Source organism: Phenylobacterium sp. (assembly GCF_030679875.1).
Taxonomy (GTDB): domain Bacteria; phylum Pseudomonadota; class Alphaproteobacteria; order Caulobacterales; family Caulobacteraceae; genus Phenylobacterium.
Genome location: NZ_JAUXSP010000002.1, coordinates 92508 through 118805 on the forward strand (window position 1 = coordinate 92508; position 26298 = coordinate 118805).

Consider the following 26298-nt stretch of genomic DNA (forward strand, 5'->3'; position numbering starts at 1 on the left):
ACAGCCCCTGTCGTGGGGCGGCGCGCCGGTCCTGAGGTTCAGGCCAGGCTTTTCAGCTGGTCGATCAGGTCGGTCTTCTCCCAGGAGAAGCCGCCGTCCGCGTCCGGCGCGCGGCCAAAGTGGCCATAGGCCGAGGTGCGGGCATAGATCGGCCGGTTGAGGCCCAGGTGCTCGCGGATGGCCCGGGGCGTGGCGCCGCCGATCAGTTCGGGCAGGATGGCCTCCAGCTTGGCCGGATCCACCGCCTCCTCCCCATGCAGGTCCACATAGAAGGACAGGGGCTGGGCCACGCCGATGGCGTAGCTGATCTGGATCGTGCAGCGGCGCGCCAGGCCCGCGGCGACCACATTCTTGGCCAGGTAGCGGCAGGCATAGGCCGCCGAGCGGTCCACCTTGGTGGGGTCCTTGCCCGAGAAGGCGCCGCCACCGTGGGGGGCTGCGCCGCCATAGGTGTCGACGATGATCTTGCGGCCGGTCAGGCCGGCGTCGCCGTCGGGGCCGCCGATCTCGAACTTGCCGGTGGGATTGACCAGCCACTGGGTCTTGCGGGTGATCAGGCCCTCCGGGATGACGCCTTCCACATAGGGCTTGATCAGCTCCTGCACGCGCTTGGGCGTGGCGGAATGGGCGCCGATCTTCTTCTTGTGCTGGGTGGAGACGACGATCTTCAGCACTTCGACGGGCTTGCCGTCCTCGTAGCGCAGGGTGACCTGGCTCTTGGCGTCAGGCTCCAGGACGTCGCATTCCCCCGAGTGCCGCACCTCGGCCAGGCGACGCAGGATGTTGTGGGAATACTGCAGGGCCGCCGGCATCAGCTCAGGCGTCTCGTCGCAGGCATAGCCGAACATGATGCCCTGGTCGCCGGCCCCCTCGTCCTTCTTGTCGCTGGCGTCGACGCCCTGGGCGATGTGCTCGGACTGGGGGTGCAGATAGCAGGCGAACTTGGCCTTCTCCCAGTGGAAGCCCTTCTGTTCGTAGCCGATGTCCTTGACCGCCTGCCGGACCTTGGGCTCCAGGCTTTTGACGATTTCCTTGGTCAGGGCCTTGTTCTCGGCCTTCGACGCGCCCGGTCGTCCAGCGCGAACCTCGCCGGCCAGAACGATACGATTGGTGGTCACCAGGGTCTCGCAGGCGACGCGCGCCTGGGGCTCGGCGGCGATGAAGGCGTCGACGACGGTGTCCGAAATCCGGTCGGCGACCTTGTCGGGATGGCCTTCGGAGACGCTTTCGCTGGTGAAGATGTAGGAGGAACGGCTCAAAATGGGGCTCCGGTCAGGCGACGGCGGCCGCGCGCGCGGCGGGCCGGAAACTTGCCGGCAACCCTATAAAGAAATCCTTATATCCCGCAAGCGGCGCGGTCAGACTTCTTCGAGGCTGACCTGCTCAGCCTCTTCCAACTCGGCCTCCTCGGCCATGGTCCGCACCAGATCCAGCAGACGTCGGCGTACAGGCGCCCGGCGCACCCGGGGAAACAGGGTTGCAAGCTCCATCCCCTCAGGGGTCATCAGGAAGTCATGGACGGTGTCGCGCCCCTCGTCGTCTTCGCCGGTCCCCGCCGTCGGATCGCCGAGCCCTTCATAGAAATAGGCGACGGAGGTTTTCAGCGCCCGAGCCATTTCCCAGAGCTTGGAGGCGCTGACCCGATTGGCGGCGCGCTCGTACTTCTGCACCTGCTGAAAGGTCAGGCCGATGGATTCGGCCAGTCGTTCCTGGCTGACCCCAAGCTCCTTGCGGCGCAGGCGAATGCGCAGGCCTACGTGCCGGTCCACCGGATTGGGCGCGCGGTCCTGATCGAGGTCCTTTGTCATCCCCATCCCTTAGACGAACGGCGCATTACTCGCAAAAGCACCTTGGCTTTGGGGGCCGAGATCAGCGCCGACGAATCCATGAGGTGACCGCAATCGCCCCTGAAACGAGCAGCATGATGGCGAACGGCAGATTTCCCAGGCGGGAAAACAGGGTCGGCCCATCCGGCGGCGGCAGCGGCGCGTCGATCACGCCGCGCCGGCCCTGGCTCATCCAGGCCCCAGGCTGCAACCGCCCGCGGGAATCGATCACCCCGGAGACCCCGGTCGGGGTCGAGCGCACCAGGGGCAGGCCCTCCTCGATGGCGCGGTAGCTGGACAGGTTCAGGTGTTGCCAAGGGCCGCTGGTGGCGCCGAACCAGGCGTCGTTGGAGATATTGAGGATCCACTCGGCCCGGATGCCCCCGCGGGCTGCGCCCTGGCCGGTGAAGCGGGGGAACAGCGCCTCGTAGCAGATCAGGGGCTGCACCGGCGGCAGGCCCGGCAGGGTCAGGGGCTGCGGCGGCGGCCCGGCGGTGAAGTCGGCGGGCATGTTGACGAGGCTGCGCAGGCCAAGGCGGGTCATGGTCTCGCCCAGGGGGAGGTACTCGCCAAAGGGGACCAGACGATGCTTGTCATAGATGCCCACCACCTCCAGCCCCGACGCCTCCATGCGCTGGAAGGCGACCAGCGTGTTGAAATAGTCCAGCGCGCCATCCTGGCCCAAGCCCACCCGGTTGGCGCCCAGCATGAGCACCTGACCCGGGGCGAAGGTCTGCGCCAGGACGACGGGATAGGGTTCACCGGGCGCCAGCAGATCGTCGATCACGGCGGGAAGGGCGCCCTCGGGCCAGATCACCAGATCTGGCCGCCGTGGCGCAGGCAGGGCGCTCAGGCGGACATAGTCGTCAAAGATGAGGTCAAGATTCTCCGGTCGCCACTTGGTCTTCTGGTCGACGTCGGCCTGGACGATGCGGATCAGGGGCGCGGTGTCCCGGGGCTCAGGGGCCGTGGCCAGCCGCCAGGCGCCGCCCCCGTAGAGTCCGGCCAGGACGGCGACGGCCGCCGCGCCCACGGCCATGGCCTGGCGGCGGGGCAGGCCCGGCAGGACGCCCGGGCTGGCGGCCAGGGCCAGGGTGATCCAGGTCAGGCCATAGGCGCCGACCAGGGCGGCGGCCTGTGACGGCGCCCCGCCGGCCCGCCAGGCTTCACCGGGCAGGTTCCAGGGAAAGCCGGTGAAGATGTGGCCCCGGACGAACTCGGCCAGGGCCAGGGCGCCGGCGAACACCAGCAACCGCGCCGGTCCCCGCGGTCTGGCGAGACGATAGAGCCACAGTCCGCCGCCCCAGAAGAGGGCCAGGCCGCCGGCCAGGAAGACGAGGGCGAAGGGCGCCATCCAGCCGTGGGCCGCGGCGTCCACCAGGAAGGCCTCGGTCACCCACCAGACACTGAGGGCGAAATAGCCCAGCCCCGCCAGCCAGCCCCGGAAAAAGGCCGCGGCGAGCGGCCGGGCGGGGGTCGCCTGATCGGCCAGCCGCAACAGGATGGCGAAGCCCAGCAGACCCGGGAGAACGCCGAACGGCGGATGGGCCAGGGCCACCGCCAGGCCGGCGAGCAGGGCCAGGAGCGCCCGCCCCGCAGAATGGCTCTCCAGGCGCCGATATAGGGTCAGCAGATGCGACAACGCCGGTCAGCCGGCGTCCGGCGAGGCGGTCGCGGTCGCGGTCTCTGTCGGCGAGGCGGTCGGGGTCGTGGGCGTTGGTCGCAGACGCACCCGCTTCACCCTCCGGGGGTCGGCGTCCATGACCTGCAGTTCGAACCCCGCCGGATGGGCGATCAGCTCGCCCCGCTGCGGGACCCGCCCGGCCAGGGCGGTGACGAGGCCGGCGACCGTGTCGATCTCTTCTTCCAGGTCCGGCGGCGCCAGGGCCTGGCCGACGGCGGCCTCGAGTTCCTCAAGGGGGGCCCGGGCGTCGGCTTCGAACACCCCGCCGGGACGGGAGATGATCGACTTGGCCTGGGCCACGTCGTGTTCGTCGTCGATATCGCCGACCACGGCCTCGATCAGGTCTTCCAGGGTGACGAGGCCGTCCGTGCCGCCGAACTCATCAATGACCAGAGCCATATGGGTGCGGGCGGCCTGCATCTGCAGCAGCAGGTCGGCGGCGCGCATGGAGGCCGGCACATAGAGGGCGTCACGACGGACCCGGTGCAGAAAGGCGTCTTCGGCCTTGGGGCCGGCGCCGTTGGCCGAGAGCAGGCGGAAGACGTCCTTGACGTGAACCACGCCCACCGGATCATCCAGGGTCTCCCGGTAGATGGGCATCCGGGAGTGCTCAGCGTCGATGAAGCGGTCGACCACCTCGCCAAAGGGGGTGGTCAGTTCGACGGCGACGATGTCGGCCCGGGGCGTCATCACATCGTCGACCCGCAGGGACTGGAAGGCTACGGCCTGCCGCACCATGCGGTTTTCAGGTTCGGCGGGACTGGCCGCCTGTTCAGGGGTCGAGCCATTGCGGCCGAACCGTTTCAGAATGGCCCGAAACCCGGTCCCCTGTCGGGGGGGCTCGGGCTCGGGCGGACTTCGATCTTCCGAGCTAGTCATGGTCTCCCTGTTCGGCCGCATAGGGATCTGGAACGCCCAGGCCGGCGAGAATTCGCCGCTCCAGGCCCTCCATGTCGGCGGCCTCGTCCTCGTTCATATGGTCATAGCCTACAAGATGCAGGACCCCGTGCGCCACCAGGTGCTGCAAATGGTCGGCCAGGGATTTGTTCTGCTGCTCGGCTTCCCGGGCGCAAACCCCATAGGCCAGGGCCAGGTCGCCCAGAAAACCCTCAGGATTCTGCGCCGCCGGGAAGGACAGCACATTGGTCGGCCCCGCCTTGCGGCGATATTCGGCGTTCAGATCGGCCACCGCCTCGTCATCGGTCAACATGACCGCCACCAGGCCAGAGTCGGCGCCTGCGTCCTTAGGCCGCGCCTGTGCGCCGTCCAGGGCGGCCAGGGCGGCGGCCCGCACCAGGATGACGGCGTCGGGCAAGGCCTCGGCCCAGGCGTCGTCCTCGATCTCGATATCGATCAATCGGGTCGTCCGTTCATGGCCGCGTCCGCCTCATAGGCTCGCACGATACGCTCCACCAGCGGGTGACGCACCACGTCCTCGGCGGCGAACCGCGCCACCCCCACGCCTTCGACGCCGTCGAGCAGGCTGACCGCATGGGCCAGGCCAGAATCCCGGACGTTGGCCAGGTCAACCTGACTGGGATCGCCGGTCACCGCCATGCGGGCTCCTTCCCCCAGGCGGGTCAGGACCATTTTCATCTGCAGGCGGGTGGCGTTCTGCGCCTCATCGACGATGACAAAGGCCTGGGACAGGGTGCGGCCGCGCATGAAGGCGATGGGGGCCAGTTCGATCTCGCCCTTTTCCCGGCGGCGGCGGAACTGGTCCACGCCCATGATGTCAGTGAGCGCCTCCCAGACCGGCGCCATATAGGGATCGACCTTCTCCGACAGATCCCCGGGCAGGAAGCCCAGGCGCTCGCCGGCCTCGACGGCCGGGCGGCTGACGATCAGCCGGTCAACCTCGCCCCGCAGCAGCAGGCCCGCCCCATGGGCGACCGCCAGAAAGGTCTTGCCGGTGCCGGCCGGACCCAGGCCAAAGACCAGGGGGTGATCTGAGAGCGCCTTCAGATAGCGCGCCTGGGCGGGCGTCTTCGGCGCTACCTGGCCGCGGCGTCCCACGGGCAGGCCGCCGGGCGCTGCGCCCGAGCCGGTGCGGGCCTGGCCGATGGCGACGCGGACGTCGGCCTCGTTGATATCCAGCCCCTGGTCGGCGCGGCTGGCCAGGGACTGGATGGCGCGCTTGGCCATGCCCCGGGACTTGGCGTCGCCGCTGAGTTGCACGCCGCCGCCCGGCGTCTCCACCAGGACCCCGAAGGCGTCCTCCAGCAGGGCGGCGTGGCGGCTATTGGTTCCACTGACGGCGCGGGCGGCGACATCCGTCAGGACGATGAATTCCGGGGCGCGGCTCAAAGGGGCTCCAGGGCGGGCGCAGGTTGCGGCTTCTCAGCCATAACGCCCGAAAGGCTGTTCTTGCTCGCGCCCTCGATGCGCACAGGCGCGATCTGGCCGATCAGGGCCTTGTCGGCTGTGGCGTGGACCCCCTGCAGATAGGGGCTGCGGCCAACCAACTGACCCTCATAGCGACCGACCCGCTCGAACAGCACCGGCAGGGTGCGTCCCACCTGGGCGGCGTTGAAGGCCACCTGCTGTTCGTCCAGCAGGGCCTGCAGCCTGGCCAGGCGCTCGGACATCACCTCTTCGGGAACTTGACCCGGGAGAGCCGAGGCCGGCGTGCCCGGGCGGCGGGAATATTTGAACGAGAACGCGCTGGCGTGGCCCATCTCGCGCACCAGGGCGAGCGTCGCCTCGAAATCGGCCTCCCGCTCGCCGGGGAAGCCGACGATGTAGTCCGAGGAGATGGCGATGTCGGGCCTTGCTGTGCGGATCTTTTCGATCAGCCTCAGATAGGTCTCCACCGTATGGCCCCGGTTCATGGCCTTGAGGATGCGGTCCGACCCCGATTGCACCGGCAGGTGCAGGAAGGGCATCAGGGCCTCAAGCTCCCCGTGGGCGGCGATCAGGTCGTCGTCCATGTCCCGGGGGTGGCTGGTGGTGTAGCGGATCCGATCAAGGCCGGGGATCTTGGCCAGCGCCCGAGCCAGGGCGGCCAGACCGCCGCCGGCGTCCGGATCGCGATAGGCGTTGACGTTCTGGCCCAGCAGGGTGACCTCGCGGACCCCCTGGCGGGCCAGGCTTTCGGCCTCGGCCAGGATGGCGGGCGCAGGCCGCGACCACTCCGCGCCCCGGGTATATGGCACCACGCAGAAGGTGCAGAACTTGTCGCAACCCTCCTGGACGGTGAGGAAGGCGGTGACGCCGGCGGGGTTCCGCTCGGTCGGCAGGGCGTCGAACTTGTCCTCGGCGGCGAAGTCGGCGGCCAGGCGCTCACCCCGGGCCCGGTGGGTGCGGGCGATCAGCTCGGGGAGCTGGTGATAGGCCTGGGGCCCGACCACCAGGTCGACGGCGGGCTGCCGGCGCATGATCTCCTCGCCCTCGGCCTGGGCGACGCAGCCGGCCACGGCGATGGTCATGGCCTGCCCCTCAGCCTGGCGGGCCAGCTTCATCAGCCGGATCTGGCCAAGCTCCGAATAGACCTTCTCGGTGGCCTTTTCGCGGATATGGCAGGTGTTCAGCACCACCAGGTCCGCGTCCTCAGGCGTGTCGGTCATGCCATAGCCCAGCGGCGCCAGCACATCGGCCATGCGCTCGCTGTCATAGACATTCATCTGACAGCCATAGGTCTTGATGAAGAGGCGCTTTGCCGGCGCGGGTCTGGACATGCTGGCCTTATGGGGTCGCAGGGCGAGGGGTTCAAGCGGTTCGCGCCGGCCGCGAACCTGCGCCGCGGGCCCAAGCCTTGCCGCCTAGTCCTCCAGCGGCATGCCGTAGAGCTCGAGCCGGTGATCCACCAGCCGGTAGCCGAGCTTGCGGGCGATGGCCTCCTGCAGGGCCTCGATCTCCGGATCGACGAACTCCACCACCTTGCCGGTCTTCATGTCGATCAGGTGGTCGTGGTGGTGGTCGGTGGCCTCCTCGTAGCGGGAGCGCCCGTCGCGGAAGTCGTGCCGGGCGATGATGCCGGCCTCCTCGAACAGGCGCACGGTCCGGTAGACGGTGGCGATGGAGATGTGCGGATCGACCTGGTGGGCGCGCCGGTACAGCTCTTCCACGTCGGGGTGGTCATCGGCGGCCGACAGCACGCGAGCGATCACGCGACGCTGCTCGGTCATGCGCATCCCTTTTTCGATGCAGAGATTTTCGATCCGATCCACGCCGGTCCTCCTCGTCGCTGAACCTAAAGAATAGGTCTAAGGGTGCTCGCTGTTAAGATCGAGCCTCATCAACAGGGCGTCGATTTGCCGGCCGCCCCGATCGTAGTAGTTGCGCCGCCGCCCCACCTGCAGGAAGCCGCTGGCCTCATAGAGGGCGATGGCGCCGGGATTGTCCTCGCCCACCTCCAGCACCAGACTGAGCGCGCCACCCTGGCGGGCGAGACCTGCGGCGGCCACCACCAAGGCCGCGCCGACGCCGCGGCGCCTGGCCTCCGGCGCCACGGCCAGGGTCAGGATCTCGGCCTCCTCGAACAGGATCCGCGACATCACCATGCCGAGCGGCGCCTCGTCCTGCGCCATCACCGCATAGGCGCCAGCGCCGCCGATCAGGGCGGCGATGTCCTGGGCGCTCCAGGGCTTGTCGAAGGCCTGGGCGTGCAGATCGGCCAGGGTCTGGGCGGCCTCGGGACCGGCGGGGCTGAGCCTCATGCCATGTCCGGCCCCGGCGCGCCGCCGGGCAGGCGGGCGTCGGGCGCCCGCAGATAGAGGGGTCGAGGGGATGGCGGGTTGGACGTGGCCGAGGCCAGTCGGGCCACCGCGGCCGGATCGCAGGCTGGCGCGGGGACCAGGCGGACGCCCGGCATGAGGTCGGCCAGCAGGGCGCCGCCGCTGCCGACCAGGACGGCCTGGCGGCCCCCCGACAGTTCGGCCACCCGGGCCGCGGCGATCTCGATGGGAAGGGCGTCCGCCGCCATCAGGGATCGGCCCTGCGCGAAGGCCTGCAGATAGACCTGCCCCCGACGGGCGTCGATCACGGCGAACACCAGGTCCTCGACCAGGGGCTCGGCCAGGGCCGCCAGGGTCCCGACGCCGACCACCGGTATGGCCAGAGCCGCCCCCAGCCCCTTGGCGAAGGCCAAGCCTACCCGCAGACCGGTGAAGGAGCCGGGGCCGATGGTGACGCCCACGCGATCAAGGTCTGGAAAGGTCAGTCCCGCCTCAGCCATCACCGCCTGCGTCAGCGGTGCGATGGCTTCCTGGTGCCCCCGGGCCATGGGATGGCTCATCCGGGCGCGCACAGCCTCGCCATCGAGCACGGCGGCCGAGCAGGCGTCGAGGCAGCTGTCGAGGCCAAGGGTGATCATGGGCGGGCGCTATCAGGCTGCGGCGAAATTGGAAAGCTCGCGGCGGTCAGCCGATCGGCGTCGGGGAACGGGGCTCGCGTCCAGGTGTTGCCTCGTCTCCAACCTCCGGGAGCGCCCATGGACACTCTAGAGCCCAACACCGCCGCCATCAGTCTCCGGGTCAGGGAGTCTCGATTTGTCGCCAAGGTGAAGGTCACGCCAGCCGGGTTGCTCGCCATCGGCGGTCTGGTTTCAGGAATCCTGTTGTCGACGTCGGTCCTCGTATGGACCGCCACCAGCGTCGCGCGCCGTCGGCCGTTGACGTCAGCGATCCTGGCCAAGCGCTAGGCGCCGGGGCTTCCCTAGGGGGTCTGTTCGACTCGGGCCTAGAGGGTCTGTTCGACCCGGGTGACCTCGGGGACATAGTGCTTGAGCATGTTCTCCACCCCGGACTTCAGGGTCGCGGTGGACGAGGGGCAGCCGGCGCAGGCGCCCTTCATGTGCAGCCAGACGACGCCGGTATCGGCTTCGAAGCGGGAAAAGACGATGTCGCCGCCGTCCTGGGCCACGGCCGGGCGGATGCGGCTGTCCAGCAGTTCCTTGATCTCGATGACGATCTGGGCGACCTCGCCCTCATAGACTTCTTCCACATCGCCGCCCTGGGCGGCGGCTTCGCCGGTGAACAGGGGCCGGCCGGAGGTGAAGTGGTCCATGATGGCCGCCAGGATCGGCGCCTTCAGGTGCGGCCAGGCCGAATGGGGATCCTTGCCCACGGTGACGAAGTCGGGGCCGAAGAAGACCCGCTGCACGCCCTCGATGTCGAACAGGTCCGCGGCCAGGGGCGAGCCCTGGGCGGCCTCCATGTCGCGGAAGTCATGGCTCCCATCGCCGGCCACGTCCCGGCCGGGCAGGAATTTCAGGACCTCGGGGTTCGGGGTGGTTTCGGTCTGGATGAACATGAGCCAGATGTGGCCTCTGCCGCCCCGGGACGCAAGACCCCTGGCGCTAGTGGGGAATGGCGCCCTCAGGCCAGGTCAGCGATCTCTTCGTCGGTGAGTTCGCCCGGCACCACGGTGACCGGCAGGTTGCGGCCGCCCCAGCGGATGCCTTCCTTGGCGATGGAGGACACGAGCGGCCCGGGGCCGCGACCCTGGGGGGCGGCGCCCAGGACCAGGATCTTGATGTCGGGATCATCAGCGATGACGCTGCGCAGGGCCTGACGGGCGCTCTCGGCGTTGACGATGATGAACTCCGGCGCCGTCCCGGTCTCGGCGATCACGAACTCAGCCATCTTCTGCAGGAAGGCCTCGGCCTCGGCCCTCGTCTGGCGCTCGATCTCCTCGCGGACCCCGGACCAGTGCTCAAACACCGCCGGCTCAATCACCCGCAGCATGGCCAGGTGGCCGCCAGTGGACCGGGCGCGCCGGCAGGCGAACCGCAGGGCGGTCTGGAACTCCGGGGTATCGTCGGCGATGACGAGGAACTTGCGCTGACTCATGGGTCGACGTTGGCCCGGAGACGGGATTTGGGCAAGGGGGCCGTCGGCCTGGGCCTCAGGCGCCCCAATAGCCCACCTTGGCGCGCACCTGCGCCAGGGTCGGGGCCGCCGCCGCCCGGGCCCGCTCGGCGCCCTTGGCCAGGACCGCGTCGATCTCGCCGGGATCGGCCATCAGCCGGCGCATCTCCGATCCGACGGGGCCGAGCCTGGCCACCGCCAGATCGGCCAGCTTCGGCTTGAAGGCGCCAAAGCCCTGGCCGGCGAACTCTGTCAGCACCTCGGCCGAGGTCCGTCCCTCCAGCGCCGCATAGATGCCGATCAGGTTCTCCGCCTCGGGCCGCCCCTTGAGTTCGTCCAGGGTCTCCGGCAGCGGCTCGGGGTCGGTCTTGGCCTTGCGGACCTTCTGGGCGATGGCGTCCTCGTCATCGAGCAGGTTCAGCCGCGAATTGTCCGACGGATCGGATTTGGACATCTTCGCGGTCCCGTCGCGCAGGGACATGATCCGGGAGCCTGGCCCCTGGGTCAGGGCGTCGGGCAGGGGGAAGAAGCCCTCGGCGGCGAAGTCGTGGTTGAACTTGGCGGCGATGTCCCGGGTCAGCTCCAGGTGCTGGCGCTGGTCGTCGCCGACCGGCACATGGGTCGCCTTGTAGATCAGGATGTCGGCGGCCTGCAGCACCGGATAGGTGTAGAGGCCGACGCTGGCCCGCTCCTTGTGCTTGCCCGACTTCTCCTTGAACTGGGTCATCCGGTCGAGCCAGCCGAGGCGGGCGACGCAGTTGAAGATCCAGGCCAGTTCCGCATGGGCCGGCACGGCGGACTGCGGGAAGATGGTCGCCTTTTCCGGGTCGAGGCCCGCGGCCAGATAGGCCGCAGTGATTTCGCGCACCTGGTCGGCCAGCTTGGCCGGGTCCTGCCAGACGGTGATGGCGTGCAGGTCGGCGACGAAGATGAAGGTGTCCATCTCGTGCTGCAGGCGGGCGAACTTTACGAGCGCGCCCAGATAGTTGCCGAGATGCAGGGCGCCAGAGGGCTGGACACCGGACAGCACGCGCTGGGGGCCGCTATAGGCGGGGGGGGCTTGGTCGGTCATGGGATTGAGGCTTCGACTTCGAGCGGAGTTTGAAGACGCACGCTTGGACGCGCGCAAGGGCTTGCGCCCCCTAGAGAGGGGCGTTCAGGACGCGCGGCGCCATCGCCAGGAGTTCCGAGCCGGAAAAGCCATGGCGAAGCGCATAGTCGGGCGGAGGGCTGGTGGCAAGCCCTCCGCCCGCCTCCTTCGGGCTTGACCCGAAGGCCCATGAACACGGTGGCTCGCCGGAGCTTCGCCCAAAAAACCTCGTCATGCTCGGCCTTGTGCCGAGCATCCCTGTCGATGGCGGGCGCAAGCGTCGCGAGGGATCCCGGGCACAAGGCCCGGGATGACGCTGGTGGGGTGGGGGGCGCCGGGGCCTAACCCAGATCGCTCGGCGCGGCCGGTGTCCCGCCGCGCCGGGTAATGGCGGCCCTGAGTTCAGAACGGGTGACGCCGCCAAAGGCCAGGACCAGCAGGCCATAGAGCGCCATGCCGGCCACCGAAAGCGCCAGGATGCCGATCTCTTTGGCGCCGATCAGCGGCAGGTTTAGGCTTACGATCTGGGCCTCGAAGGCCTCGCGGTTAAAGGCGGCGAAGGCCAGCGCGCCGCCCATGACCAGGCTGGCCAGGCTGACCCGGACAATCTTGGAGATCACCGCCGGAGAGGGGCGGTAATCGCCGCGCCGCCAGAGGGCCACCAGCATCTGGATCACGGCGATCCAGGCGGCCAGGCTGGTGGCCATGGCGATGCCGGGCACGCCGATCACGAAGAACAGGGCGACCCCGGCGACGATATTGACCGCCACCGAGATCAGGGCGAACCGCATCGGCGTGCGGGTGTCCTCACGGGCGAAGAAGGCGGGCTGCAGGATGCGCTGCAGGACGAAGGCGGGCGTCCCCCAGCCATAGTGGAACAGCAGGGCGCCGGCGGCCGCAGCGTCGGCGAAGACGAAGGCGCCGCGGGTGAACAGGCCGTCGATCAGATAGACCGGCATGGCCATCAGGGCGGCCGCCGCTGGCAGGCTGAGCGCCAGGCCAAAGACCAGCCCCTGGTCCATCACCAGCTTGGCGTCGGCGGCGTCGCCCCGGCGCAGGGACTGGGACAGGCGCGGCAGCAGGGCGATGCCGATAGCCACTCCCACCAGGCTCATGGGCAGCTGATAGAGCCGGTCAGCGACGTTCAGCCAGACCCGGGCCCCGGCCACCTGAGAGGCGAGGATGCCGGAGACGAAGATATTGACCTGGGTGGCGCTGTTGGCGATGCCCGCGGGGATGGCCCGTCGCACCAGGGCCTTCATGTCGGGCGTCAGGCGCGGGCGGACAAACCGGACCCGCGCGCCGGCCTTGCGGGCGGCCCAGATGACCAGGGCGGCCTGGCCGACCCCGGCGACGCCCACCCCGATGGAGGCGGCGTAGGCCGCGGTTATGGCGTCACCCTGGGGCCAGACCACCGCCAGCATGACCACGTTCAATATGGTCGGATAGAAGCCCGAGACGATGAACCGCCCGTGGGCGTTGAGGACGCCGGAGAACAGGGCGGCGATCGCCATGCACGGCAGGTAGGGCATGGTGATCTGGGTCAGGATCACCGCCAGCCGGAACTTGTCGGGCTCGTCCACATAGCCGGGATTGATGACGTACATCAGCCACGGCATGGCCGCCTGGGCCGCCAGGGTGAAGACCACCGTGACAACGGCCAGGCCGGCGGCGGCGTCGGCGGCGTACTGGTTGGCGGCGGCCTCGCCTTCGCCCTCCAGGCGCTTGGCGTAGCCGGGTACGAAGGCGGCCGAAAAGGCGCCCTCGGCGAAGATCCGGCGGAACAGATTGGGGAAGGCGAGCGCCGTGTAGTAGGCGTCGGCGGCGATGGTCAGGCTGGCGCCCAGCTTGGCGGTGACCACCAGGTCGCGGACCAGGCCCAGCACCCGGCTGAACAGGGTCAGGGCCGAAAAAATCATGGATGAGCGCAGCATCCCGCCCCGCCGGGGGGCGGCAGGGTCGGGAGTCTGGGCCGGGTCTGACGGGGTCGTCGTGCTCACGATCGGCCTCTGGAGCCTTGGGGCCGCGCGGTCAAGGCATTGGGCCTCGCGGTGAGCCGTCCACGCACAGCCAGCGACTGCGGTGGAAGTTGGCGATGTTGTCGACCCAACCGGTGATCCTGGGGTTCACCAGGGCCTTGTTGACCACGAAGAGGAGCGGGACCAGGGCGTCCTCCTGCAGCATCAGGGTCTCGGCCTGGGCCAGGATCGCCGCCCGGGCTTCTGCTTCTGGCTCGGCGGCGGCGGCCGCCAGCAGGGCGTCATAGGCGGGGTTTGCGTAGTCCCCATAGTTCTGCGCCCCGGTCTGCGAATGCAGTAGCTCCAGGAAGGTCAGGGGGTCGTTATAGTCGGCGTACCAGCTCATGGCGCCCACCTGAAAGTCCCGCATCCGATAGGCGGCGAAGGCGATCTGGCCCTCGTTCTGGATCAGGCGGGTGCGCACGCCCACAGCCTCCCAGTCGGCCTGGATGGCCTGGATCAGAAGGGTGGTGTCCGGGGTGTTGCCGGTCTTGATCTCCACCTCCAGGGGGTTGTCCGGGCCATGGCCCGCCTGAGCCAGCAGATCGCGGGCCAGGACCTGGCGGTCCTCGAAGCTCAGATCGGCAAAGCTCGTCCGCGGGCCGTCTTCCACATAGTTGGCCGTGCCCGGCGGCACGAAGGCGAAGGCCGGGACCTGGCCAGCCCGCAGCAGCTTGTCGGTGATGAAGCTCCGGTCGACGGCGGCCGACAGGGCCTTGCGGACCCGCGGATCACGGAAGGCGGCCACTTCGCGGGTGTTGAACGACAGGTAGGATGTGGCCAGGGAGATGTGGGTGCGGGCGTGGCCGGGCAGGGTTTCGTTGATCTTCGACAGCCGGTTGGATTGGAAGCCGGTATTGACGTCCAGCTCGCCGGCCGCGATCCCCCGCTCGGCGGTCACCGCGTCAGCGGTCGGATAGTAGCGGATGGTGTCGACGCAAACCTCATCGGCATCCCAGAACTGGGGGTTCTTCTCCACCTCGATATATTCCCCCAGCCGCCAGGACACGAGCTGATAGGGGCCGCTGCTCACATAGTTCCCCGGTCTGACCCACTGGTCTCCCAGCCGCTCGACCACATGCTTGGGGACCGGGAAGAAGGACAGGTGCTTGAGCAGCTCGGGCAGGTACGGCGCGGGCCGCTCGAGGGTCAGTTCCAGGGTCCGGGGGTCCAGCGCCCGGGCGCCCAGGGTCTCAGGGGCGGCGTCGCCGGCGTTCACCGCCGCGCCATTCTTCAGCAGGAAGACCAGATAGGCGTAGATCGAGGCCGTCTCGGGCTTCAGGATCCGGCGGTAGGCGTAGACGAAGTCCTCGGCCGTGATCGGCGCGCCGTCCGACCATCTCGCCTCGCGCAGGTGGAAGGTCCAGGTCAGGCCATCGGCGCTGGTCTCCCACCGCTCGGCGAGCGCCGGGATCGGCGTGCCGTCTGGGGCGTCGGTGGTCAGGCCGACATTGAGGTCGCCGATCACCTGAAACTCGTCGACCAGATTGCTCTGCTGGGGATCCAGCGTCGCCGGCTCGGTATTGTTGCCAAACTCCAGACAGACCTTGCCGGCCGCGCAGGGCGGGCGGCTTGGCCCGTCCTGGCAGGCGCTGAGCGCCAGGGCGGCGAGCAGGGGCGCAAGCAGACGACGCAGGGACAAGAGGCGAGCCTTCGAGGGGTTGGGGGCTGCGCCATATCGCCATGCGCCCCCAGGTCCTGTCGAGCCCCAGGCCTCACATGGAAACGGGGAAGGCCATGGCTGGCCCTCCCCGCTCCGGAACGCTTGGGTTCAGCTTGCCCTAGACGGGGCTGAAGACCGGCGCGGGCGGGCCGTTCTCGGTCGCCTGGAACTTCACCTTCACCTTCTGGCCGATGGCGAGCTGGTCGAAGTCGCAGTCGACGAAGTTGGTCAGCACAGCCGGGCCCTCGTTCAGGGTCACATAGCCGATGGCGTAGGGGCCGGTCGGCGAGCGGCGCATGACGGAGAAGGTGTAGATCACCCCCTCGCCGGGGCTCTCTTCCCAGACCGTGTCGTCGGAAAAGCAGATCGGGCAGAGGCCGCGGGGATACCAATGGGCCTTGCCGCAGCTGTTGCAGCGCTTGATCAGGAAGCGGCCTTCGGTGGCGGCGTCCCAGAACGGCTTGGACTCGATGGTGACCGGCGGGGCCGGGATCTTGCGGGCCTGCGCTTCGGGGGCGGTTTTTGTGTCGCTCATGGGACCTACTCCCGTTCCATGATGAGGGTGGCTGCGCCGTGGCGAGTGCCAAGCGAGCCGCCGGTGCCGTGGGCGATGGCCAGGTCGCAATTCTTGACCTGGACCTTCGGATGGGCTTCGCCACGCAACTGACGGACGGCTTCGATCACCTTGGTGATGCCGCCGCGGTTGGTCGGGTGGTTGTTGCACAGCCCGCCGCCGTCGGTGTTGAAGGGCAGCTTGCCGACGCCAGAGATCAGATTGCCGTCGGCGACGAACTTGCCGCCCTGGCCCTTCTCGCAGAAGCCGAGGTCTTCCAGCTGCATCAGCACGGTGATGGTGAAGCTGTCATAGATCGAGGCGTACTTCATGTCGGACGGCTTCACGCCAGCCTCCTCGAAGGCGATCGGGCCAGACCACAGGGCGCCCGAATGGGTCAGGTCCAGGTCGTGGCCGCCCATGGGGCCCTTGGGGCTCTCGCCGGCGCCGATGATCTTGACCTTGGGCCGGTTCAGGCTCTTGGCGATCTCCGGGCTGGTGACGATCAGGGCGCCGCCGCCATCGGTGACCACGCAGCAGTCCAGGCGGTGCAGCGGGTCGGAGATCATCGGCGAGTTCAGCACGTCCTCCACCGTGACCACGTCCCGCAGGAAGGCGTGCTCGTTCCACTGGGCGTGATGGCTGGCGGCGACCTTGATCCAGGCCAGCTGTTCGGACGTGGTGCCGTACTCATGCATGTGGCGCATGGCGCACATGCCGTAGGTGTTGTGGGTGGTGCCGCCGTAGATGTTCTCAAAACCGGCTTCCGGCGGGCCGTCGGTGAGCTGGCCAGGGCGTCCGCCCCCGCCGAAGCCGCCGAACTTCTGCTGGCGGGGACGGCCCGCCAGGGTGATCAGCGCCACCTTGCACTTGCCCGCCGCGATCGCCTGGGCCGCATGGCCCACATGCAGGATGTAGGACGAGCCGCCGGTCTCGGTGGAGTCCATGTGGCGGACGTTCCGCAGGCCCATATAGTCGATCATGGACATGCCGCCGAAGCCCGGCGCGTCGCCGGCGCAGAAATAGCCGTCGATGTCGTCCTTGGTCAGGCCCGCATCGGCCAGGGCGCCCTTGGCGCTCTCGGCGTGGATCTGAGGGGTGGATATGTCGGGGGCGTCGCGGAGCGGATGCTCGTAGGCGCCCATGATGTAGGCCTGGCCTTTAATGCTCATGTCCCTTCCCGGATTATGGTTCTGATCAATGGGGTCGGCTTATCCCGCGCGGGGGCGTGGTGTCATCCCTGGTGATGAAGCGCGCTGCTTGGCTCTGCGGCCTGTCCCACCACCGCTATCACCCTGGGCCTTGCGCCCAGGATCCTGTCGAGGGCGGGCGCCACCTTAAGCCGGCTGCTGCGCCTTCAGCGCCTCCAGGCGGGCCTCGCGCAGGGCCGAGCGGCGGACCTTGCCGGCGTCGTCCCGCAGGGGTTCGTCGACGAACTCGTAGGTCCTCGGCTGCTTGTAGGTGACCAGGCGCGTGGAGAGATAGTCGCGCAGCTCGGCCTCGGTGGTCGGCCGGCTCGTCTGGACGATGGCGTGGATCTTGGCGCCCAGATCGTCGTCGGGGATGCCGATGACCGCGCAGGACATCACCGCCTCATGCTCGTCCAGGGCCGCCTCGATCTCGGCCGGATAGACGTTGGAGCCGCCGACCAGGATCATGTCGGTGCGGCGGTCAGCCAGGTAGAGATAGCCGTCCTCATCGAACCAGCCGATGTCGCCGAGGCTCTCCCAGCCGCCTGGCAGGGTCTTGGCCGTGGCGCCCAGGTACTTGTAGGACGGGCCTGCGCCTTCGGGGCGTCGCATATAGATCTCGCCGACCTCCCGGGGGGGCAGGGGGTTTCCGGCCTCGTCCATGGCGATCATCTCGCCCATGCGGACCTTGCCCACCGAGCCGCGGTGCTCCAGCCATTCGGTCCCGGAGATCACCGTCGAGGCCTGGGCCTCGGTGCCGGCATAGAGCTCCTGGATCACCTCGCCGCCCAGCCAGTGGATGAAGGCCTCCTTCAGCCAGGGCGGGCAGGGCGCGGCCAGGTGCCAGAGGGTCTGAAGGGAGGACAGGTCGTAGCGGCCGCGAACCTCCTCGGGCAGGTGCCAGATCCGGTTCATCATGGTCGGCACCATGTAGACCCAGGTGGCCTTCCAGCGCTCGATCTCGGCCAGGGTCTTTTCGGGGTCGAACCTGGGCATCACCACGATGTGGGCGCCCATATTGATGGCCGACATCATCATGCCGAAGCCGGCGTTGTGATAGAGCGGGGCCGGCAGCAGGGCGACAGAGTCCGCTCGCAATTGCCAGCCGCCGACCTCCGGGATTTCGGCCGCCGTAACCCCGGGCTGGCCCGCCAGGATCAGCTTGGGTCGGCCGGTGGAGCCGCCGCTGGTTGGCGCCTTGGACACCGGGGCGATGACGTCGGGCAGATCGCTCTCATCCTGCGCCAGGGCGGCGATGTCGGCGATGGACACCAGGGGCTTGTCGATCTTGTGGTCGAAGGCGGCGATGACGATGGGCGTCCTGGCCAGCTCCATGATCGCCTCGAGCTCGGCCTTGGGCAGGCGGAAGGACACCGGCTGCGGCGTCGCCCCCACCTTCCAGAGCGCCCAGCAGGCCTCCACGAAGCCGATCCCGTTGGGCAGGCCGAGCGTCACCAGGTCCCCCTGCTTGACCCCCATGGCCATCAGGCCCCGGGCCAGGCGGTTGGTGCGCCGGTGGAACTGGCCGTAAGTCAGGGTCTCCTCGCCGCTGGAAACCGCCGGCGCGTCCGGCCTGGTCTGGGCCAGCTGCGCCAGGCGCGCGCTCAGGGAGATCATCTCTTCGGCCATGGTGTTTCGTCCCGAATGTGGGGTCGCGGCTCATTGAGGCGTCCGCGATCTCTATGAAATGGAGCGCCGGTGAAATGAGGGTCCGGCGACAACAGTTTCCCCTGTGACCGCCGGTCCTGGCAAGGGGTTGGAAGATCATGCCCCATCCGGCTATCTGCGGCCCAGACACTCGTTTTCCTGAGGAGCGCCCCGTCCATGTCGGAGTCCACCATGTCCGTCGCCGATCTGAGCGACGAGAACGAGGGCCGCGCCCAGGTGCTGCGGCTTCAGATGCGTGACCTTGGCGGCCGCAAGGCCTTCTCAGGCCAGGTCCGCACCGTCGCCTGCCATGAGGATAATTCGAAGGTGAAGGCCATTCTCGCCACGCCGGGGAACGGCGCGGTGCTGGTGGTGGACGGCGGCGGCTCGCTGAACTGCGCCCTGGTCGGCGACATGATCGCTCAGAGCGCGGTGGACCACGGTTGGGCCGGGGTGGTGGTCTTTGGGGCGGTGCGCGACGCCCCGGTGCTGGCCACCCTGGACCTGGGCGTCAAGGCGCTGGGGACCATGCCGCTCCGTAGCGTCCGGCGCGATCAGGGCCAGAGCGATGTCGTGGTGGCCTTCGGCGGGGTGATCTTCACCCCTGGCGACCGGTTGTTCGCCGACGAAGACGGGGTGGTGGTGCTGCCGGGCTGAGGGTCAGGCCGTGGTCTAGCTCCACGCCACGGCCATCTCCGGCTCCCGGAAGGCGAAGCGCTTGAGGTGGCTGTCGATCACGCCCTCAAGCCGTGCGCGGGTCTCGGCCGAGGCGGATTCGACCTGCAGATCCAGGGCCACGGGCCCGGCGCCCAGGCGACAGATCCCGCCGTCGAAGACGATCTCGCCGGTCTGGTCGTCGAACCTGGTCTCGGCCTTGTGGCCGAAGTGCTTGCACAGCTGGATCATGTAGCGGCGGGCGTGGGCGGTTGGGACGCTGGCGTGGGATGTGGTCTTGTCCATGCTCAGGCCCCCACCCGCTCGATCTTGCCGGCCGCCTCGTCGAGAATGGCGGCCACGGCTTCGGCCTCGGTCTCGCTCAGCCCCCGGGAGGCGCGCAGCCGCAGGGCGGTCTTCACATTCTCCATGCCGCGGCGGACCTTGTGGCGTCCGACCTCATCGCCGGTCTCGTTCATCCGGGCGAAGATGGCGGCCACCGACGGACGCTGTGGCGCCAGCGCCTCGAGTCCGGCCGGGGTGATTTCATAGAGCTTGCGGGCCCCTGACCCCTGGCTCTGGGCGACAAACCCCTCATCCTCCAGCAGGGCCAGCGTCGGATAGATGGCGCCGGGACTGGGTCGATAGGCGCCGCCGGTGCGCTCCTCCAGGGTGCGGATCAGCTCGTAGCCGTGGGATGGCGCTTCTTCCACCAGGGCCAGCAGCACAAACCGCAGGTCGCCGTGTTCGAGAAACCGGCCCAGGCGTGGTCCGCCCCGGCGGCCGTGGCCGTCCCCGTGACCGCCGTGGCCCCCGACGCCATGTCGGCTGTGGCGCGCGCGGTGAGGGTGAGATCCAAAGTGTCCATACATGTGTTTTCGTTCCTATTTCGATCTATCGAAACGTTAGATATATCGAAACATGTCGAACTTCAAGGGGGCTTCAGGACAGCAGGGGCGGGTCGACCACTTCGCGCATGATTTCAGCCAGCAGGCGGCCCTCTGCGGCGCGGCTGGAGCCCGAGCGCCAGGCGACCACGATCTCTCGGCTGGGATGGTCGGTGGCCAGCGGCCGAATGGTGACGGCCGCCGCGTCGGTCAGGCCGGCGGCGACCGCCATGGCCGGCAGGAAGCTGACCCCCAACCCCGATCCCACCATCTGCACCAGGGTCGGCAGGGATGTGGCGGCGAAGGGCCCGTCATCGGTATTGGCCCGGGGCGCCTTCAGGCCGCAGGCGGCCAGGGCGTGCTCGCGCAGGCAATGGCCATCCTCCAGCAGGATCATCTCCGTCCGCTCCAGTTCGTCGGGCGGCGTGGCGCTCAGCTTGGCCAGGGGATGATTGGCCGGCAGGGCGGCCACAAGCTCATCATCGGCCACATGGGCGAGGTCCAGGCCGCCGGTCTCATAGGGCAGGGCGATCAGGGCGGCGTCCAGTTGGCCGGCCTTAAGGCCCGTGATCAGCCGCTGGGTCAGATCTTCGCGCAGGAAGAGGCGCAGGTCCGGATAGCGGGTCCGCAGCAGGGGAAAGGCCCGGGGCAGCAGGAAGGGGGCGATGGTCGGGATCACACCCAGCCGAAAGCGGCCCGACAGGGGCTGTCCAGCGTGGCGGGCTTCCTGCACCATCTCCTCGGCCTCGTTGAGGATGGTGGCGGCCCGCCGCAGGGCGGCTTCCCCCACGGCGGTGAGGATCACCCCGGTCCGCGCCCGGTCGACCACCGGCGCCCCCAGGGTCCGCTCCAGCTCCTGGATCCCGGCCGAGAGGGTGGGCTGGGTGACATGGGCGGCCTCGGCGGCGCGGCCAAAGGCGCCGTGCTCGGCGAGCAGCTTGAGATATTGCAGTTGGCGGACCGTGGGCAGCATCATGGCGGCATGATAGGCCGGCCCTATCAAAACATCAAAAACTATCGATTGGACCCGGGTCCGGTCTCTGGGTGAATATCAGCGGGTCGAGGCGGCGAAGCTTCCGGCCGCCTCAATGTCCGGGGGTCAGCGTCTTCTCTCCCCCAGCGCCGGCGCGCCCCCGGACCCCGCCTCAGGCGGGCTCGAACGACAGCGGGCCTTCCCAGAAGGTCTCCACCAGATCGTGCTGGGCGCCCGGACGGCCAGTGGTCAGGAAGCGGCGCAGGCCCCCCGATCCCGGATCAATCTCTGGATGCCGCTCGAGGTAGCCGGCCAGGGCCGCGGCGGTGGCGTCGGGCTGGTGGATCAGCGGCGTGCCGGGCTTGAGCGCGGCGCGGAACATGTCGGCGATGATCTCATAATGGGTGCAGCCCAGGATCGCTCGGTCCGGGGCGCGGCCGATGCGGGCGGTGATCTGCGCCACATGGGCCTCCACGGCCTGGGCCAGTTCGACGGCGCCGGCATTGTCCTCGATCAGCCGGGCGAGCTCGGGACAGGGTTCGACAAAGACGGCCACATCCTGGCGGCGCTTGTCGATCTCGATCTCATAGACCCGGCTGCGGGCGGTGGCCGGCGTGGCGAAGACCGCCAGGATGTCCAGCTTCTCGATCTTGTCGCCCCGGCGCTCGGCCTCGTGCTCCCAGGGTAGTCCAGTGGCCGCCTCGATGGTCGGCACGATGAGGCCCAGCACATTGACCGCCCGCCCCAGTTCCCGCCGGCGCTGAGGGAGCCAGGTCTGCTGCAGGCGGCGCAACGCAATGGCCGAGGCGGTGTTGCAGGCCAGGACCACCAGGTCGCAGCCCTGATCGAACAGCCGGTCACACCCGGTCCGGGTCAGGTCGACGATCTCCTCGCCCGGCCGCCCGCCATAGGGGGCGTTGGCCTGATCGGCCAGATAGACGAGGTCGGCGCTGGGGAAGCGCTCTGCGAGCTTGCGGTGAACGGTCAGACCGCCCACTCCGGAATCAAAGACGCCGATGGCCATGACCCGGCTTTAGCCGCCCCTTGCGCGTCTCGCCAGTGGGGAGGCATGTCACATTACAAGCCTGTCATGTGACGTTCAGGCTTCCGGCGCCTAAGGTCGCGCCAACCTTCCCTTCGACGACACCGGAGTTTTTCCTGATGGATCGGCGCATGTTCCTGGCCGTCTCGAGCGCAGCGCTCGGCGCCGCCGCCCTGCCTCTGCCCGCCTTCGCCGCAGACGGCGCGGTCCTGCTGGCCCCCTGGACAGGCCCTTACGGCGGCGTGCCCCCCTTCGACCAGGTCAAGATCGCCGACTTCGCCCCGGCGCTTGAGGCGGGCATGGCGCAGGAACTGGCGGAGGTCGAGGCCATCGCCAACAACGCCGCCCCCCCCACCTTCGACAACACCATCGCGGCCCTGGAGCGCGCCGGCGCGGCCCTGGACCGGGTCAACACCTCCTACTGGGTCTGGGGCGGCACCCTCTCCAATCCCGAGATGCGCGCGGTGGAGACGGCCATGGCGCCGCGCCTGTCGGCCCATTCCGACAAGATCATGCAGAACGCCAAGCTCTTCGCGCGCATTGAGGCGGTCTATGAGGGCCGCGAAAGCGCCGGCCTGACGCCGGAACAGCAGCGGCTGACCTGGAAGCGCTGGAACGCCTTCGTCCGCGCCGGCGCCAAGCTCGACCCCGCCGCCAAGGCCAGGGTGGCGCAGATCAATGGCGAACTCGCCCAGGCCTTCACGACCTTCAGCCAGAACCTGCTGGCCGATGAGACCGACTATGTCCTCTATCTGAAGACCGAGGCCGAGCTGCGGGGACTGCCCGAGGATGTGCGCGCCGCCGCTGCGGCGGCCGCCACCGAGCGGAACCGGCCAGGCGAGTACGCCTTCCTCAACACCCGGTCCTCCATGGACCCCTTCCTGACCTATTCCGAGCGCCGCGACCTGCGCGAGAAGGTCTGGCGGACCTATTACAGCCGGGGCGACAATGGGGACGCCCATGACAACAACGGCGTGATCCAGAAGATCCTCAAGCTGCGGGTCGAGCGAGCCCGCCTGCTGGGCTACCCCACCCACGCTCACTGGCGGCTGGAGGCGGCCATGGCCAAGACGCCGGACGCAGCCATGGAGCTGATGATGCGGGTCTGGCCTGCGGCCATCGCCCGGGTGGCCGAAGAGGTGGCCGAGATGCAGGCCATCGCCGACGCCGAAAGGGGCGGCGTGAAGATCGAACCCTGGGACTACCGCTTCTACGCCGAGAAGGTGCGCACGGCCCGCTACGACCTCGATATGAACGAGGTGAAGGCCTATCTGCAGCTCGACAAGCTCGTCGACGGCATGTTCTGGGCCGGCGAAGAAGTCTTCGGCATGAGCTTCACCCCGATCAGCGATGTGCCTGTCTATCACCCCGATGTGCGGGTCTGGGAGGTGCGGCGGGAGGGCGCCCATCTGGGGCTGTTCTACTTCGACCCCTACGCACGGACCGGCAAGCGGTCCGGCGCCTGGATGAACGCCTATCGCAGCCAGCAGAAGTTGGATGGGGAGATCACGCCGATCGTCTCCAACAACTCCAACTTCGTGAAGGGCGCGGCCGGCCAGCCGGTGCTGATCTCCTGGGACGACGCCACCACCCTGTTCCATGAGTTTGGCCACGCCATCCATGGCCTGCTGTCGAATGTCACCTATCCGTCGCTATCGGGAACTTCGGTGCCGCGGGACTATGTGGAGTTCCCCAGCCAGGTGAACGAGGCCTGGTTGCCGACGCGGGAGGTGCTGAGCCGCTTCGCCCTGCACCATGAGACGGGCAAGCCCATGCCCGAGGCGCTGGCCGAGAAGATCGCCCAGGCCTCGACCTTCCGACAGGGCTTCGAGGTGACCGAGTACCTGGCCTCGGCCCTCATCGACATGAAGCTGCATCTGGCCGGCGACGCCGACATCGATCCGGACGCCTTTGAGCGGGAAGAGCTGACCAAGCTCGGCATGCCCCGGGAGCTGCCCATGCGCCACCGCACTCCGCAGTTCGCCCATGTCTTCGCCTCGGACGGCTATTCGGCCGGCTACTATTCCTACCTCTGGGCCGAGGTGTTGTCGCAGGACGCCGCCGAGGCGTTCAAGGAAGCCCCCGGGGGCTTCTACGACGCCGACGTCGCCGGCCGGCTGGTCGATCATATCCTGTCTGTGGGCGACACCGTCGACCAGGCGGAGACCTATCGCGCCTTCCGTGGCCGCGATCCGGACGTGGGCGCCTATCTCCGCGACAAGGGCTTCCCGGTCACCTGACGGGAAGCCTCACCGACCCTTGAACTGGCCGGGGCGGCGTTCGTTCACCGCCGCCACGCCTTCGGCGAAGTCCTCGGTGGCCCGCAGGGTGGTCTGCTGGACGTGCTCGTGGGCGGTGGCGGCGCGGACCGCCTCAGCCAGGGCGCCCCGGGTCGTCTTGCGGGTGGCGACCACGGCCAGCGGCGCATTCTCCGCCAGCTCGGCGGCCAGGGCGAAGGCCGACTGGCGCAGCTCATCAGCCGGGACCAGTTCATCGACCAGGCCCCAGGCCAGGGCGTCCTGCGCGCGGACCCGGCGGCCGGTGAGGAACATCAGGTCGGCCTTCTGGGCCCCGATCACCCGGGGCAGGGTGTGGGTCAGGCCAAAGCCCGGATGGAAGCCCAGCTTGACGAAGTTGGCCGAGAATCGCGCCTCGGGCGCTGCGACCCTGAAGTCGGCCACCAGCGCCAGGCCAAGGCCCGCGCCCACAGCCGCGCCCTGGATGGCGGCGACGATGGGTTTTTCCACCGAGAACAGCCGGATCGCCTGGTCGTAGAGCTCTGAGACCCCGCCCATGCCCGCCCCGCCGATGCCGGTGGGGGAGGCGAGATCGGCGCCGGCGCAGAAGGGCTTGCCCTCCGAGGCCAGCACGCTGGCGCGCACGGCCGGGTCACGATCGAAGGCCAGCAGGGCGTCGGCCAGGTCGCGGACCAGATCCACCGAGGCGTGATTGGCCGGCGGACGGTGGAAGACCAGGGTCGCCACATGGTCCTGAACGGTGATCGAGAGATGGTCGGCCTTGGTGCTCATTTGCGGGTTCCCAGAAGGTTGCGGGCCACCACCCATTTGTGGACTTCGGTGGGGCCGTCATAGATGCGCATGGTGCGCAGGCGCGTGGCCATGAGCTGCAGGGGCAGCTCCTTGGTCATGCCCATGGCGCCGAAGGTCTGCATGGCGTGGTCGACCACCTCCCACGCCATCTCGGTGGCGTAGGCCTTGATCATGGAGATTTCCATGCGGGTGTCTCGGCCCTGGTCGAGCTTCCAGGCGCAGTCATAGGTCATCAGGCGGGCGGCATGGATGCGGGTCGCGGCGTCCGCCACCCACCACTGGACGGCCTGGCGCTCCGACAGGGGCGACCCGAAGGTGGTCCGCTGCGGCGCATATTCGACCATCATGTCCAGGGCCCGCTGGGCCATGCCGATGGACCAGGCGGCCATCTCGATCCGCCGCGTGCCCAGGCGGATCTGCATCGGCGCAAAGCCCGCGCCTTCCTGGCCGAGCAGCTTCCAGCCCTCGACCCGGCAATCCTCCAGGGCGATCTCATAGGTCGACTGGCCGCCGATCATCGGGATCTGCCGCAGGACGTTGAAGCCCGGCGTGTCCTTGTCCACCAGGAAGGCCGAGATGCCGCCCCGGGCCCGCTTTTCGGTGTCGGTCACCGCCATCAGGATGGTGAAGTCCGCATCAGCCGCCCGGGTGATCCAGATCTTGCGGCCGTTGATGATCCAGTCGTCCCCGTCGCGGACGGCCTTGGTGATCATGGCCGAGGGATCGGCCCCGGCGCCGGGCTCGGAAATGCCGATGGCCGAGACGGTCTCGCCGCGGACATAGGGGGCGAGATAGGCCTCGCGCTGACGCTCGTTCACCGTCGCCATCAGCATGCGCAGGTTCGGACTGTCTGGCGGCAGGGTGTAGGGGGTGATGGTGCGGCCGAGCTCCTCGCCGACGCCGACCATGGCCACGAAGGGCAGGTCAGAGCCGCCCACATCCTCCGGGGCGTCCAGGCCCCAGAGCCCGAGATCCTTGGACACCTGATCGAGGCGCGCGTGCTCTTCGGCGCCCAGCGACAGGCCCTGGCCCCTGGCCTCGCGGTCCAGGACCCCGGCCTCCAGCGGCGTCAGCTCGTCACGGACGAAGCGGGCGGTCAGCTCCTTGAGCATCCGATGCTCATCGGAGAGTTGGAAATCCATCACGTCCTCCCTCTACGTCACTCAGGTTCGTCGCTTGGCGCGATCTCATGGGCGCATCATAAACGCCTGA

Annotated in this window: 27 protein-coding genes; 3 read left to right on the top strand and 24 right to left on the bottom strand. The window is 68.7% G+C overall.

Translation table 11 applies throughout. From position 1 onward, the window contains the following. Window positions 1–38: 38 nt before the first annotated feature. The 10 genes from metK to tsaB form a co-directional block, all read right to left on the bottom strand. The gene (metK, locus tag Q8K84_RS00870; RefSeq protein WP_305279658.1) at window positions 39–1259 is read right to left on the bottom strand and encodes a methionine adenosyltransferase; all 1221 of its coding nucleotides are present in this window, start codon (window positions 1257–1259) and stop codon (window positions 39–41) included. A gap of 99 nt (window positions 1260–1358) precedes the next feature. Continuing rightward, complete coding sequence (locus Q8K84_RS00875; RefSeq protein WP_305279661.1) at window positions 1359–1808, bottom strand: helix-turn-helix domain-containing protein; 450 nt, start codon at window positions 1806–1808, stop codon at window positions 1359–1361. 61 nt (window positions 1809–1869) lie between these two features. Next, complete coding sequence (gene lnt / locus Q8K84_RS00880) at window positions 1870–3456, bottom strand: apolipoprotein N-acyltransferase (protein ID WP_305280023.1); 1587 nt, start codon at window positions 3454–3456, stop codon at window positions 1870–1872. 18 nt (window positions 3457–3474) lie between these two features. Further along, the gene (locus Q8K84_RS00885; RefSeq protein ID WP_305279664.1) at window positions 3475–4389 is read right to left on the bottom strand and encodes a hemolysin family protein; all 915 of its coding nucleotides are present in this window, start codon (window positions 4387–4389) and stop codon (window positions 3475–3477) included. Further along, entirely contained in the window at window positions 4382–4867 is a 486-nt protein-coding gene (ybeY, locus tag Q8K84_RS00890) for an rRNA maturation RNase YbeY (RefSeq protein ID WP_305279666.1), read from the bottom strand. The genes Q8K84_RS00885 and ybeY overlap by 8 nt, the downstream gene beginning before the upstream one ends. After that, window positions 4864–5817: a PhoH family protein gene (locus Q8K84_RS00895; protein WP_305279668.1), complete on the bottom strand. Its 954-nt coding sequence runs from the start codon at window positions 5815–5817 to the stop codon at window positions 4864–4866. The genes ybeY and Q8K84_RS00895 overlap by 4 nt, the downstream gene beginning before the upstream one ends. After that, window positions 5814–7187, bottom strand: a complete 1374-nt coding sequence (gene miaB, locus Q8K84_RS00900) for a tRNA (N6-isopentenyl adenosine(37)-C2)-methylthiotransferase MiaB (RefSeq protein WP_305279670.1) — start codon at window positions 7185–7187, stop codon at window positions 5814–5816. Before miaB ends, Q8K84_RS00895 begins: the two co-directional genes overlap by 4 nt. A gap of 84 nt (window positions 7188–7271) precedes the next feature. Further along, window positions 7272–7679: a Fur family transcriptional regulator gene (locus Q8K84_RS00905; protein WP_305279672.1), complete on the bottom strand. Its 408-nt coding sequence runs from the start codon at window positions 7677–7679 to the stop codon at window positions 7272–7274. 36 nt (window positions 7680–7715) lie between these two features. Continuing rightward, window positions 7716–8168, bottom strand: coding sequence for a GNAT family N-acetyltransferase (locus Q8K84_RS00910; protein WP_305279674.1), 453 nt, complete (start codon window positions 8166–8168; stop codon window positions 7716–7718). Continuing rightward, complete coding sequence (tsaB, locus tag Q8K84_RS00915; RefSeq protein WP_370867808.1) at window positions 8165–8824, bottom strand: tRNA (adenosine(37)-N6)-threonylcarbamoyltransferase complex dimerization subunit type 1 TsaB; 660 nt, start codon at window positions 8822–8824, stop codon at window positions 8165–8167. Before tsaB ends, Q8K84_RS00910 begins: the two co-directional genes overlap by 4 nt. A gap of 117 nt (window positions 8825–8941) precedes the next feature. Here tsaB and Q8K84_RS00920 point away from each other — a divergent pair, with 117 nt between their 5' ends. Beyond that, window positions 8942–9151, top strand: a complete 210-nt coding sequence (locus tag Q8K84_RS00920; protein WP_305279677.1) for a hypothetical protein — start codon at window positions 8942–8944, stop codon at window positions 9149–9151. 38 nt (window positions 9152–9189) lie between these two features. On the opposite strand, the gene Q8K84_RS00925 is transcribed toward Q8K84_RS00920, so the two are convergent. The 8 genes from Q8K84_RS00925 to Q8K84_RS00960 all read right to left on the bottom strand — a co-directional run bounded on the left by Q8K84_RS00925 (window position 9190) and on the right by Q8K84_RS00960 (window position 18462). Beyond that, a complete protein-coding gene (locus tag Q8K84_RS00925; RefSeq protein ID WP_305279679.1) occupies window positions 9190–9762 on the bottom strand; it encodes a NifU family protein in 573 nt (190 codons plus the stop codon). Window positions 9763–9827: 65 nt separating this feature from the next. After that, window positions 9828–10301: a universal stress protein gene (locus tag Q8K84_RS00930; RefSeq protein WP_305279681.1), complete on the bottom strand. Its 474-nt coding sequence runs from the start codon at window positions 10299–10301 to the stop codon at window positions 9828–9830. Window positions 10302–10356: 55 nt separating this feature from the next. Next, window positions 10357–11391 carry a tryptophan--tRNA ligase gene (gene trpS, locus Q8K84_RS00935; protein WP_305279683.1) on the bottom strand — a complete coding sequence of 345 codons (1035 nt, stop codon included), beginning with the start codon at window positions 11389–11391 and terminating at the stop codon, window positions 10357–10359. 359 nt (window positions 11392–11750) lie between these two features. Next, the gene (gene murJ, locus Q8K84_RS00940; RefSeq protein ID WP_370867809.1) at window positions 11751–13409 is read right to left on the bottom strand and encodes a murein biosynthesis integral membrane protein MurJ; all 1659 of its coding nucleotides are present in this window, start codon (window positions 13407–13409) and stop codon (window positions 11751–11753) included. Between the two features lie 31 nt (window positions 13410–13440). Further along, window positions 13441–15069 (bottom strand): peptide ABC transporter substrate-binding protein, encoded by a 1629-nt coding sequence (locus Q8K84_RS00945; RefSeq protein WP_305279685.1) that lies wholly within the window; start codon window positions 15067–15069, stop codon window positions 13441–13443. Between the two features lie 139 nt (window positions 15070–15208). Continuing rightward, window positions 15209–15625 (bottom strand): Zn-ribbon domain-containing OB-fold protein, encoded by a 417-nt coding sequence (locus Q8K84_RS00950; RefSeq protein WP_305279687.1) that lies wholly within the window; start codon window positions 15623–15625, stop codon window positions 15209–15211. Window positions 15626–15630: 5 nt separating this feature from the next. Continuing rightward, window positions 15631–16815, bottom strand: coding sequence for a thiolase domain-containing protein (locus Q8K84_RS00955; protein WP_305279689.1), 1185 nt, complete (start codon window positions 16813–16815; stop codon window positions 15631–15633). Window positions 16816–16980: 165 nt separating this feature from the next. Beyond that, window positions 16981–18462, bottom strand: coding sequence for an AMP-binding protein (locus tag Q8K84_RS00960; protein WP_305279691.1), 1482 nt, complete (start codon window positions 18460–18462; stop codon window positions 16981–16983). A gap of 195 nt (window positions 18463–18657) precedes the next feature. Here Q8K84_RS00960 and rraA point away from each other — a divergent pair, with 195 nt between their 5' ends. Then, window positions 18658–19137, top strand: a complete 480-nt coding sequence (rraA, locus tag Q8K84_RS00965; RefSeq protein ID WP_305279693.1) for a ribonuclease E activity regulator RraA — start codon at window positions 18658–18660, stop codon at window positions 19135–19137. A 15-nt stretch (window positions 19138–19152) separates the two neighbouring features. Here rraA and Q8K84_RS00970 read toward each other — a convergent pair whose 3' ends face one another. From Q8K84_RS00970 to Q8K84_RS00985, 4 genes are all read right to left on the bottom strand, one after another. Continuing rightward, entirely contained in the window at window positions 19153–19440 is a 288-nt protein-coding gene (locus Q8K84_RS00970; protein WP_305279695.1) for a DUF2218 domain-containing protein, read from the bottom strand. 2 nt (window positions 19441–19442) lie between these two features. After that, complete coding sequence (locus tag Q8K84_RS00975; protein ID WP_305279697.1) at window positions 19443–20006, bottom strand: PadR family transcriptional regulator; 564 nt, start codon at window positions 20004–20006, stop codon at window positions 19443–19445. Between the two features lie 70 nt (window positions 20007–20076). Beyond that, window positions 20077–20994, bottom strand: coding sequence for a hydrogen peroxide-inducible genes activator (locus tag Q8K84_RS00980; RefSeq protein WP_305280026.1), 918 nt, complete (start codon window positions 20992–20994; stop codon window positions 20077–20079). Window positions 20995–21166: 172 nt separating this feature from the next. Then, window positions 21167–22018 carry a glutamate racemase gene (locus Q8K84_RS00985; RefSeq protein ID WP_305279699.1) on the bottom strand — a complete coding sequence of 284 codons (852 nt, stop codon included), beginning with the start codon at window positions 22016–22018 and terminating at the stop codon, window positions 21167–21169. A gap of 137 nt (window positions 22019–22155) precedes the next feature. Between Q8K84_RS00985 and Q8K84_RS00990 the strand changes: the two genes are divergently transcribed. After that, window positions 22156–24276, top strand: a complete 2121-nt coding sequence (locus Q8K84_RS00990) for a M3 family metallopeptidase (protein ID WP_305279701.1) — start codon at window positions 22156–22158, stop codon at window positions 24274–24276. 9 nt (window positions 24277–24285) lie between these two features. Here Q8K84_RS00990 and Q8K84_RS00995 read toward each other — a convergent pair whose 3' ends face one another. Then, window positions 24286–25065: an enoyl-CoA hydratase/isomerase family protein gene (locus Q8K84_RS00995; RefSeq protein ID WP_305279703.1), complete on the bottom strand. Its 780-nt coding sequence runs from the start codon at window positions 25063–25065 to the stop codon at window positions 24286–24288. Continuing rightward, window positions 25062–26228: an acyl-CoA dehydrogenase family protein gene (locus tag Q8K84_RS01000; RefSeq protein ID WP_305279705.1), complete on the bottom strand. Its 1167-nt coding sequence runs from the start codon at window positions 26226–26228 to the stop codon at window positions 25062–25064. Before Q8K84_RS01000 ends, Q8K84_RS00995 begins: the two co-directional genes overlap by 4 nt. Window positions 26229–26298: the final 70 nt, after the last annotated feature.

Coding starts and splice junctions, on each gene's coding strand:
- Q8K84_RS00970 (WP_305279695.1), bottom strand. CDS start 19,440: ATGGACAAGACCACATCCCACGCCAGCGTCCCAACCGCCCACGCCCGC.
- Q8K84_RS00990 (WP_305279701.1), top strand. CDS start 22,156: ATGGATCGGCGCATGTTCCTGGCCGTCTCGAGCGCAGCGCTCGGCGCC.
- Q8K84_RS00920 (WP_305279677.1), top strand. CDS start 8,942: ATGGACACTCTAGAGCCCAACACCGCCGCCATCAGTCTCCGGGTCAGG.
- Q8K84_RS00925 (WP_305279679.1), bottom strand. CDS start 9,762: ATGTTCATCCAGACCGAAACCACCCCGAACCCCGAGGTCCTGAAATTC.
- Q8K84_RS00910 (WP_305279674.1), bottom strand. CDS start 8,168: ATGAGGCTCAGCCCCGCCGGTCCCGAGGCCGCCCAGACCCTGGCCGAT.
- rraA (WP_305279693.1), top strand. CDS start 18,658: ATGTCGGAGTCCACCATGTCCGTCGCCGATCTGAGCGACGAGAACGAG.
- Q8K84_RS00950 (WP_305279687.1), bottom strand. CDS start 15,625: ATGAGCGACACAAAAACCGCCCCCGAAGCGCAGGCCCGCAAGATCCCG.
- tsaB (WP_370867808.1), bottom strand. CDS start 8,824: ATGATCACCCTTGGCCTCGACAGCTGCCTCGACGCCTGCTCGGCCGCC.
- Q8K84_RS00955 (WP_305279689.1), bottom strand. CDS start 16,815: ATGAGCATTAAAGGCCAGGCCTACATCATGGGCGCCTACGAGCATCCG.
- Q8K84_RS00885 (WP_305279664.1), bottom strand. CDS start 4,389: ATGACTAGCTCGGAAGATCGAAGTCCGCCCGAGCCCGAGCCCCCCCGA.
- Q8K84_RS01000 (WP_305279705.1), bottom strand. CDS start 26,228: ATGGATTTCCAACTCTCCGATGAGCATCGGATGCTCAAGGAGCTGACC.
- Q8K84_RS00930 (WP_305279681.1), bottom strand. CDS start 10,301: ATGAGTCAGCGCAAGTTCCTCGTCATCGCCGACGATACCCCGGAGTTC.
- trpS (WP_305279683.1), bottom strand. CDS start 11,391: ATGACCGACCAAGCCCCCCCCGCCTATAGCGGCCCCCAGCGCGTGCTG.
- Q8K84_RS00960 (WP_305279691.1), bottom strand. CDS start 18,462: ATGGCCGAAGAGATGATCTCCCTGAGCGCGCGCCTGGCGCAGCTGGCC.
- Q8K84_RS00980 (WP_305280026.1), bottom strand. CDS start 20,994: ATGCTGCCCACGGTCCGCCAACTGCAATATCTCAAGCTGCTCGCCGAG.
- Q8K84_RS00995 (WP_305279703.1), bottom strand. CDS start 25,065: ATGAGCACCAAGGCCGACCATCTCTCGATCACCGTTCAGGACCATGTG.
- miaB (WP_305279670.1), bottom strand. CDS start 7,187: ATGTCCAGACCCGCGCCGGCAAAGCGCCTCTTCATCAAGACCTATGGC.
- Q8K84_RS00975 (WP_305279697.1), bottom strand. CDS start 20,006: ATGTATGGACACTTTGGATCTCACCCTCACCGCGCGCGCCACAGCCGA.
- Q8K84_RS00985 (WP_305279699.1), bottom strand. CDS start 22,018: ATGGCCATCGGCGTCTTTGATTCCGGAGTGGGCGGTCTGACCGTTCAC.
- Q8K84_RS00875 (WP_305279661.1), bottom strand. CDS start 1,808: ATGACAAAGGACCTCGATCAGGACCGCGCGCCCAATCCGGTGGACCGG.